The 8,107-nt window shown below is 72.9% G+C and carries 6 protein-coding genes; 5 read left to right on the top strand and 1 reads right to left on the bottom strand.

What is annotated here, in order from left to right:
* Nucleotides 1-23: 23 nt before the first annotated feature.
* Genes ccmE through ccmI form a run of 5 tightly spaced genes read left to right on the top strand, consistent with a single transcriptional unit; the run spans nt 24 to nt 4,861 of the window.
* Nucleotides 24-479 (top strand): cytochrome c maturation protein CcmE, encoded by a 456-nt coding sequence (ccmE, locus tag H0523_RS20125; RefSeq protein WP_054432202.1) that lies wholly within the window; start codon nt 24-26, stop codon nt 477-479.
* Nucleotides 476-2,479, top strand: coding sequence for a heme lyase CcmF/NrfE family subunit (locus tag H0523_RS20120; protein ID WP_054432203.1), 2,004 nt, complete (start codon nt 476-478; stop codon nt 2,477-2,479). Before ccmE ends, H0523_RS20120 begins: the two co-directional genes overlap by 4 nt.
* Entirely contained in the window at nt 2,479-3,000 is a 522-nt protein-coding gene (locus tag H0523_RS20115; RefSeq protein WP_054432204.1) for a DsbE family thiol:disulfide interchange protein, read from the top strand. Before H0523_RS20120 ends, H0523_RS20115 begins: the two co-directional genes overlap by 1 nt.
* The gene (locus H0523_RS20110; RefSeq protein WP_231689902.1) at nt 2,997-3,563 is read left to right on the top strand and encodes a cytochrome c-type biogenesis protein; all 567 of its coding nucleotides are present in this window, start codon (nt 2,997-2,999) and stop codon (nt 3,561-3,563) included. Before H0523_RS20115 ends, H0523_RS20110 begins: the two co-directional genes overlap by 4 nt.
* Entirely contained in the window at nt 3,560-4,861 is a 1,302-nt protein-coding gene (gene ccmI / locus H0523_RS20105) for a c-type cytochrome biogenesis protein CcmI (protein ID WP_054432205.1), read from the top strand. Before H0523_RS20110 ends, ccmI begins: the two co-directional genes overlap by 4 nt.
* Nucleotides 4,862-4,918: 57 nt before the next feature.
* Here the strand turns inward: ccmI and H0523_RS20100 are convergent, their stop codons facing one another.
* Nucleotides 4,919-8,107: a tetrathionate reductase subunit A gene (locus tag H0523_RS20100; RefSeq protein ID WP_156350142.1), complete on the bottom strand. Its 3,189-nt coding sequence runs from the start codon at nt 8,105-8,107 to the stop codon at nt 4,919-4,921.

The raw sequence follows: 8,107 nt of genomic DNA, 5'->3' as shown, positions 1-8,107 counted from the left end.
CGGCTGCGCGCCGGGGACGGCCGATGAGCCCGCGCCGGCGCCGCGTCCTGGCGCTGCTGGGCGGCCTGGGCCTGCTGGCCGCGGCCGTCGCGCTGGTGCTCAACGCGCTGCAATCGAACCTGGTGTTCTTCTTCACGCCGACCCAGGTGGCGGCGCGCGAGGCGCCGACCCATGGCAGCTTTCGCGTCGGCGGCCTGGTGCAGGAAGGCTCGGTGCAGCGCGACGGGCTGAAGCTGCGCTTCATCGTCACCGACACCGCGCACGCGGTGCCCGTGACCTACCAGGGCCTGCTGCCCGACCTGTTCCGCGAGGGCAAGGGCGTGGTGGCCGCCGGCAAGCTCGACGCCGACGGCGTGTTCCATGCCTCCGAAGTGCTGGCCAAGCACGACGAGAACTACATGCCGCCCGAAGCCGCCGACGCGCTCAAGCGCGCCGCCGCCGGCGCCACCGCCAACACGGCGCGGGCGGACGCGCGATGATCCCGGAGATCGGCCTCTTCAGCCTGATCCTGGCGCTGCTGGCGGCGCTGGCGCAGGGCACGCTGCCGCTGGTCGGCGCGGCCACCGGCTGGCGGCCCGGCATGGCGGTGGCGCGGCCCGCCGCCGTGGCGCAGTTCGGCCTGGCCACGGTGGCCATCGGCTGCCTGGCCTGGTCATTCCTGAAAAACGACTATTCGGTGCTGTACGTGGCCGCCAATTCGCATGCCGACCTGCCCGCCGCCTACCGCTTCGCCGCCGTCTGGGGCGGCCACGAAGGCTCGCTGCTGCTGTGGCTGTATCTGCTCAGCGCCTGGACCCTGGCGGTGGCGCTGCGCAGCGGGCGCCTGCCGCTGGCCTTCGTCGCCCGGGTGCTGGCGGTGATGGGCTGGATCAGCGCCGGCTTCCTGCTATTCCTGCTGTTCCTGTCCAACCCCTTCGAGCGCCTGATGCCGCCGGCCATGGCCGGCCGCGACCTCAACCCGCTGCTGCAGGACCCGGGCATGATCGTGCATCCGCCCATGCTGTACATGGGCTACGTCGGCTTCTCGGTCGCCTTCGCCTTCGCCATCGCCGCGCTGCTGTCGGGCGAACTGGACGCGCTGTGGGCGCGCTGGGTGCGGCCGTGGACGCTGGCGGCCTGGACCTTCCTGACCCTCGGCATCCTGCTCGGCAGCGCCTGGGCCTACTACGTGCTGGGCTGGGGCGGCTGGTGGTTCTGGGACCCGGTCGAAAACGCCTCCTTCATGCCGTGGCTGGCGGGCACCGCGCTGATCCATTCGCTCATCGTCACCGAACGGCGCGGCGCGTTCCGCAGCTGGACCGTGCTGCTGGCCCTGTGCGCGTTCTCGCTCAGCCTGCTGGGGACTTTCCTGGTGCGCTCGGGCGTGCTGACCTCGGTCCACGCCTTCGCGGTCGATCCGGGACGCGGCCTGTACATCCTGGGCTTCATGACGCTGGTGGTGGGCGGCTCGCTCACGCTGTACGCCTGGCGCGCGCCCAAGGTCGGCCTGGGCGGCGGCTTCGCGCTGCTGTCGCGCGAATCGCTGCTGCTGGCCAACAACGTGGTGCTGACCGTGGCCGCCGCCTCGGTGCTGCTGGGCACGCTGTACCCGGTGGCGCTGGACGTGCTGGACTGGGGCAAGATCTCCATCGGCCCGCCCTACTTCGAGGCCGTGTTCGTGCCGCTGATGACGCCGGCCATCTTCCTGATGGGCGTCGGCCCGGTGGCGCGCTGGAAGCAGGCGCAGGCGCCCGACCTGGGCCGCCGGCTGCGCGTCGCCTTCGGCGTCAGCGTGGCCACGGCGGTGCTGCTGCCGCTGGCCATGCCGGGTCCGGCGCGGCTGGGCTCGCCGCTGGTGATCCTGGGCCTGTGGCTGGCGGCCTGGTCGATCGCCAGCGCCGCCGCCCACGCCTGGCAGCGCCTGACCGACGGCGACGGCCACTGGCTGCGGCGCCTGGGGCGCCAGCCGCGCGCCTGGTACGGCATGCTGCTGGCGCACGCCGGCATCGGCGTCTTCATCGCCGGCGCCACCCTGGCCAACGGCTACGAGGTCAAGCAGGAACTGCGGCTGGACCTGGGCGCGGTGCAGGAGGCCGGCGGCTACCGCTTCACCTTCGCCGCGCTGGCGCCGGCCACCGGCCCCAACTACAGCGCGCAGCGCGCCGAATTCCGCGTCACCCGCGCCGACGGCCGGCCCGTCACCACGCTGTATCCGGAGAAGCGCCTCTACACGGTGCAGGACATGCCGCTGAGCCAGGCCGCGATCGACAGCGGCTTCACCCGCGACCTGTTCGTGGCCCTGGGCGAACCGGCCGGCGGCAGCGCCTGGACGGTGCGCATCCAGGTCAAGCCGTTCATGGCGTGGATCTGGTCCGGCTGCCTGCTGATGGCGCTGGGCGGCCTGCTGGCCGCGGGCGACAGGCGCTACCGCCAGCAAGCGGCGCGGGCCGCCCACCCCCGCGCCGGCGCCGTGCCGGCCACGCCGCGCGAGGGCTACTGATGCTGCGATACCTGGTGCCGCTCGCGGTCTTTCTCGCCATGGCGGTGTTCCTGGCCATGGGGCTGTCGCGCGATCCGCGAGCCGTGCCCTCGGCCATGATCGACAAGCCCGCCCCCGCCATCGGCCTGCCGCTGCTGCACGCGCCCGGCGAGCGGCTGGACGTGCAGGCGATGCGCGGCAAGGTCTGGCTGCTGAACGTGTGGGCCTCGTGGTGCGCGCCCTGCCGCGAGGAACTGCCGGTGCTGCGCGAGGTGGCGCGGCGGCACAACGTGCCGCTGTACGGCCTGAACTACAAGGACAAGCCGGAGGACGCGCTGGCCTGGCTGGGCCGTCATGGCGATCCGTACATTGCGTCCGCCAGCGACGTCGACGGCCGCGTCGGCATCGAATACGGCGTCTACGGCGTGCCCGAGACCTTCGTCATCGACAGCGCCGGCCGCATCCGCTACCGCCAGTTGGGCCTGATCACGCCGGATATCTGGCGCACCCGGCTGCAACCGATGATCGAGGCGCTGCAATGATGACGCGGTCCCGCCATCCCGCGCCCGCCCCGGCCTGGCGCCCGGCGCAATCGCCGGGCATCCAGGAGGGTCACGGCGGCCAGCCGCCGCGGCGCCGCCCGGGCCATGGCCTGGCCGCGCCGCTGCTGGCATTGCTGCTGGCGCTGGGGTCGCTGGCGCCGGCCCGGGCCCAGGTGCCGTCGCCCCCGCTGCCGCCAGCGCTGGAGCAGCGCGCCGAGCACCTGGCCCATGGCCTGCGCTGCCTGGTGTGCCAGAACCAGTCGCTGGCCGAATCCAACGCGCCGCTGGCGCACGACATGCGCAACCTGATCCGGAGCCAGCTGGCCGAGGGCCGCAGCGACGCGCAGATCATGCGTTTCTTCGAAGACCGCTACGGCGATTTCGTGCGCTATGAGCCGCCCTTCAAGCCCATCACCTGGCTGCTGTGGCTGGGCCCGTTCGCGCTGCTGGCGCTGGGCTTCGCGGTGCTGTGGCGCACCGTGGCGCGGCGGCCCCGCAGCCGGCCGCCGCTGACCACCGACGAACGCGCCCGCGCGGCGCGCTACCTGGATAGCGGCCCATGACCGCGCTCTGGCTATCCGTACTGGTACTGTTGCTGGCCACCCTGCTGTGCCTGGTGCCGCCGCTGCTGCGCCGTCCGCCGCCGGCCGAGGACAACGCGGCCGATGCCGGCCTGCGCGCCTTCTACCTGGCGCAGCGCGAGCAGTTGCGGCGCGACCAGCGCGATGGCGCCCTGAGCGCCGACGCGGCCATGCGCGCCGACGAGGAACTGCAACGCGACCTGCTGCAGGACCTGGCCCGGCGCGGCACGGCGGCGCCGTCGGCCGCGGGCCAGCGCGCCGGCATCGCCGTCGCCTGCCTGTTGAGTCTGGCGGTGCCGCTGGCGGCGGCCCTGCTCTATCAGCACCTGGGCAACCCGCGCGCCGCCGCCACCGTGGCCACGGCCGGCGCCGCCGAACCGCATGCCGGCGACGACGGCGACGCCATGGCGCTGGCCATCAACGCGCTGGCCCAGCGCCTGCGCGCCGCGCCGGATGACGCCGAGGGCTGGTACACGCTGGCGCGCTCCTACGAAACCCTGGGCCGCTACACCGACGCGGCCGCCGCCTACCGCGAAGTGCTGCGGCTGGCGCCGGCGCAGCCGCAGGTGCTGGCCGACCTGGCCGACGCGCTGCTGTCCGCCAACCAGGGCGCGCCGGACGCGGCCTCGATCGCGGCGGTGGCGCAGGCGCTGGCGGTCAACCCCGACCAGCCCAAGGCCCTGGCGCTGGCCGGCATGATGGCCCTGCGGCGCGGCGACGCCGCCCAGGCGCTGGAATACTGGCAGCGCCTGCAAAGCTTGCTGCCGCCGGATTCCGAGGCCGCGCGCCAGATCGAATCCAACATCGCCCAGGCCCGCGCGGTCGCATCGGCTGGCGGCGCGCAGCCCGCGACGCCGGCCCAGGCTCCGGTGACCGCCCAATCCTCGCCTTCGCAAGCGTCCGCCGCCACGCCACCGGCGAGCCAGGCCGCCGCCCCGGGCCGCCTCAGCGGCCAGGCGCGGATCGCCCCCGCCCTGATGGCCCAGGTGCAACCGACCGACACCGTCTTCATCCTGGCGCGCCCCGCCTCGGGTTCGCGCATGCCGCTGGCCGTGTTGCGGCTGCGCGCCGCCGACCTGCCGCGCGCCTTCACGCTCGACGACAGCAACGCCATGTCGCCGCAGGCGCTGTTGTCCAGCGCCGGCCGCGTGCGCGTCGAAATCCGCGTCAGCCGCTCGGGCACGGCGATGCCGCAGCCCGGCGACGTGGGCGGCACGCCGGTGGAAACCGACGTGCCGGCCAGCGGGCTGGAACTGGTGGCCGACACCGTGCTGCGCTAGCGTCCCAGCGCCGTCGCCCATCGCGGCGCCGGCGTTGCCCGGCGCCGCGACGCAGCCTCAGGCCCGCTCGATGCGCGCCGGCAACCCCTGCCGCACCGCCGCGCCCGAGACCCAGTCGATCCAGACGTTGGCATGTTCGCCGCGCGTCGCATCGCCGAACCCCAGGTCGTTCAGGTTCACGCCCGCCGCCAGCGCCGGATCGTGCGGCATCGGCTGACCATCCACCAGATGGGCGCGCGCGCCCAGCTCGGTATGGCCGTAGCCATGCTCGATGCCGACCGCGCCCGGCTGGATGCCGTCGCGCAGCAACGCCAAACCGGTCACCGCCCCGCCCGGCGTGACGATGCGCACCCGGTCGCCATTGCGCAAACCCATCCGTTCGCCGTCCTGGCGGTTGATCGACACCGGGTTGTGCGGATGCACCTGGCGCAACCGGTCCACCCCGATCGACATCGAGCTCATCAGGTTGGACTTGAACGAACTCAAGAGGAACGGCCAGTCCGCCCGCGGATACTGCTGGCGCACATCGCGCCCGTCGGCCAGCCGCGCCGGATACCAGGTCGGGCAGCCGCTATAGCGCTCGCCCGTCATCGCGTGGCGAAAGCCCGCCAGTTCCTCGCTCCAGACCTGCAGCGGCTTGGCCCAGGCCTGACGCGTCTGGCCGGCATCGTTCCAGGCATCCGGCATGCGGTCGAAGCGTCCGCCCCGGCTCATCACCATGGCCACGCGCCGCCATTCCTCGGGCTTGAGCTTGCCTTGCAGCGTATCGCGATAGCGCGCCACGCCGGTCAGTTCCAGGTCGTCATCGCTGGCCTCGGGCACCGGCCGCCCCGCGCCGAAGGCGATGTTGGCGATGCCGCGCAGGAAGAAGTCCTCGGCCGTGTCCAGCGGATAGCGGTTGCCATCCTGGTCGGCGATGGCGTTGGCGCCGAAGCCCGGCATGCCGATGCGCTTGGCGCAGGCGATCAGGAACGACTCCAGGCACACCGGCGCGCCGTCGGCGCTGCGCGCCACGCGCGGCTCGACCGCCGGCCAGCGCACCGTCGACGCCTTGGCCACCACGTCGGCCCACGGCGCCGACACGCCCCAGCTTTCATAGGTGACGGTGTCGGGCACGATGTAGTCGGCCAGCGCGTTGGTCTCGTTGATGAACGGATTGATCGACACCGACAGCGGCAGGAGCTTCGGATCCTTCAGCTTGTCCAGCAGCACGTTCTTCAGCCCGGCGATGCCGTAGACCGGGTTGCTCATGTGGTTGAACCAGACCTTGGCGCGGTACGGATAGCCCGCCAGCGCCGACGCCAGCATCTCGGAACTCAGCCCGCCGGTGGCCGGATACCAGGGCGCCGCGGCCGGATAAACCGGCTGGCCGGCGGCCTGCTTGCGCTTGAACTCGCTCGATTTCTCGTACGGGAAACGGTTGCGCGACAGGCCCACGCCCTTGGGCGTGGCGCGGTTGGCGAAGCCCGCGATGTTGTAGCGCGGCCCCGCGCCATACGGCGGGAACGGGCCGGCGTCCAGCACCAGGCCGCCCTCGACGTTGAGGTTGCCCACCAGCGTGTTGAGCATGGCGATGGCATACGCGGTGTAGAAGCCCGCCCCGCTCATGGTGCCGCCGTGCGCATCCGCCACGGCGCGCTTGCCGTGGCTGGTGAAACGTTCGGCCAGCTCGGCGATCTTGGCCGCCGGCACGCCGCACAGCGCGGCGTATTCCGCCGGCGACTTGCGCCGCGCTTCATCGCGCAGCAGCGCCAGCGCGCTGCATACCCGCAGCGCGGCCGGCGCGCCCGCCAGGCCCGGCGCCGCCACCGCCTCGTCCACGAACAGCGTGGCCGGCAGCGCGCCGGTATGCGGCGCCAGCGTGCCGTCCTCTCGCCGCACCACGTACACGTCTTCCCATTTCTCGCCGGCATCGGCCGGCCTGGCCCAACCCAGGTCGGCGCCGCGCAGGAAGCTGCCCAGGCGCGGATGACCAGGTTCGGCGATCACCAGGTGCGTGGCATTGGTCCACGCCGCCTCGCCCGCCGCCTTCATGGCCGCGGGACCCGGCTGCGCCAGCGCCCGCGCATCGAAGCGCTCGTTGTCCAGGATCCAGCGGATCAGCCCCATCGCCAGCGCCAGGTCGCTGGCGGGATTGACGGGCACCCACTCATTGCCGGAGCCCGCCGACAGACTGGACGAGGCCGGCAGCATCGGCGACACCACTACATAGGTGAAGCCGGTTTCCTCCGGCCGGGTGCGGGCCTCGGCCAGCTGGCGCGCCTGGCGCTGGAACGGGTTGCCGGCCTGCGCCGGCGCCGCGCCGATGAACAGGCCGAAGCGGGCGTTGTCCCAATCCGGCTTGCCGTGCGGCATGCCCTTCAGATCGCCCAGCGCCGCGCCCGCGCCGACGCGGAAGCTCTGGCCGCAGTACGAGCCGTGGTTGCTGAAGTTGACGGTGCCGAACGACTGGCCGGCAAAGCGCTGGATCAGCGGCGTGCGGCCTTCGTTGGACGCATCGGTGAACAGGAACTGGTTGACCTTGGCGCCGTACTCCGGGTTGGCCGGGTCCAGCGGCGTGTCGCGGTCGAAGATCGCGCGCAGGCCGTCCACGTGGCCCTCGCCGAACAGGTCGCCGCCCTCGCACACCTCCTGCACCAGCTGCTCGAACGAAATCGTCTGCCACTTGCCTTCGCCCCGGCCGCCGACGCGCTTGAGCGGCTGCAGCACGCGGTACGGACTGTGCATCTGCTCCAGCATGGCCGAGCCGCGCGCACAGGACGTGGCGCGCCCTTCCAGGCCGTTGTCGCCGCCCAGTTGCGCGTAGGTCTCGCGCACCGGCGTCTCCATCGCCGCCGGCCGCGTGGTGGCCAGCGGGTGGTACGGGTTGCCGGCCACCCGCAGGATGCGGTTGGCCGCGGTATCGACGCGCAGGCGCACGCCGCACTGCGTCCAGCAGCCCAGGCAGCTGGAGGGGCTGACGGTCTGGCCCGGCTGAGCCGACAGCAGCCCGCTGACCGGATCGATGCGGAATTCCGGCGTCAGCGAATTGCCGCGCACGGCGTGCGCGGTGGGCACGCCGGCCGTGCCCTGGGCCAGGCCTTTAACGGCCTTGGCGACGGTCTCGCCGTAGCCGGCCGCGAACGCGGCCATGCCGCCGGCGACCACGCCGCCGCGCGCGATCAGCTTGCGGCGCGCGGCGTTGTCGGGTTGATCGGGTCCGTCCGCGTGGGCGTCGGGCTTGTCGTCTTGGTGTCGCTTGTCCAT

This window comes from Achromobacter insuavis (assembly GCF_902859645.1).
GTDB classification, from domain to species: Bacteria; Pseudomonadota; Gammaproteobacteria; order Burkholderiales; family Burkholderiaceae_B; genus Achromobacter; species Achromobacter insuavis.
This window is presented reverse-complemented; position numbering and strand designations above follow the sequence as displayed.

Coding starts and splice junctions, on each gene's coding strand:
- ccmI (WP_054432205.1), top strand. CDS start 3,560: ATGACCGCGCTCTGGCTATCCGTACTGGTACTGTTGCTGGCCACCCTG.
- H0523_RS20100 (WP_156350142.1), bottom strand. CDS start 8,107: ATGGACAAGCGACACCAAGACGACAAGCCCGACGCCCACGCGGACGGA.
- ccmE (WP_054432202.1), top strand. CDS start 24: ATGAGCCCGCGCCGGCGCCGCGTCCTGGCGCTGCTGGGCGGCCTGGGC.
- H0523_RS20120 (WP_054432203.1), top strand. CDS start 476: ATGATCCCGGAGATCGGCCTCTTCAGCCTGATCCTGGCGCTGCTGGCG.
- H0523_RS20110 (WP_231689902.1), top strand. CDS start 2,997: ATGATGACGCGGTCCCGCCATCCCGCGCCCGCCCCGGCCTGGCGCCCG.
- H0523_RS20115 (WP_054432204.1), top strand. CDS start 2,479: ATGCTGCGATACCTGGTGCCGCTCGCGGTCTTTCTCGCCATGGCGGTG.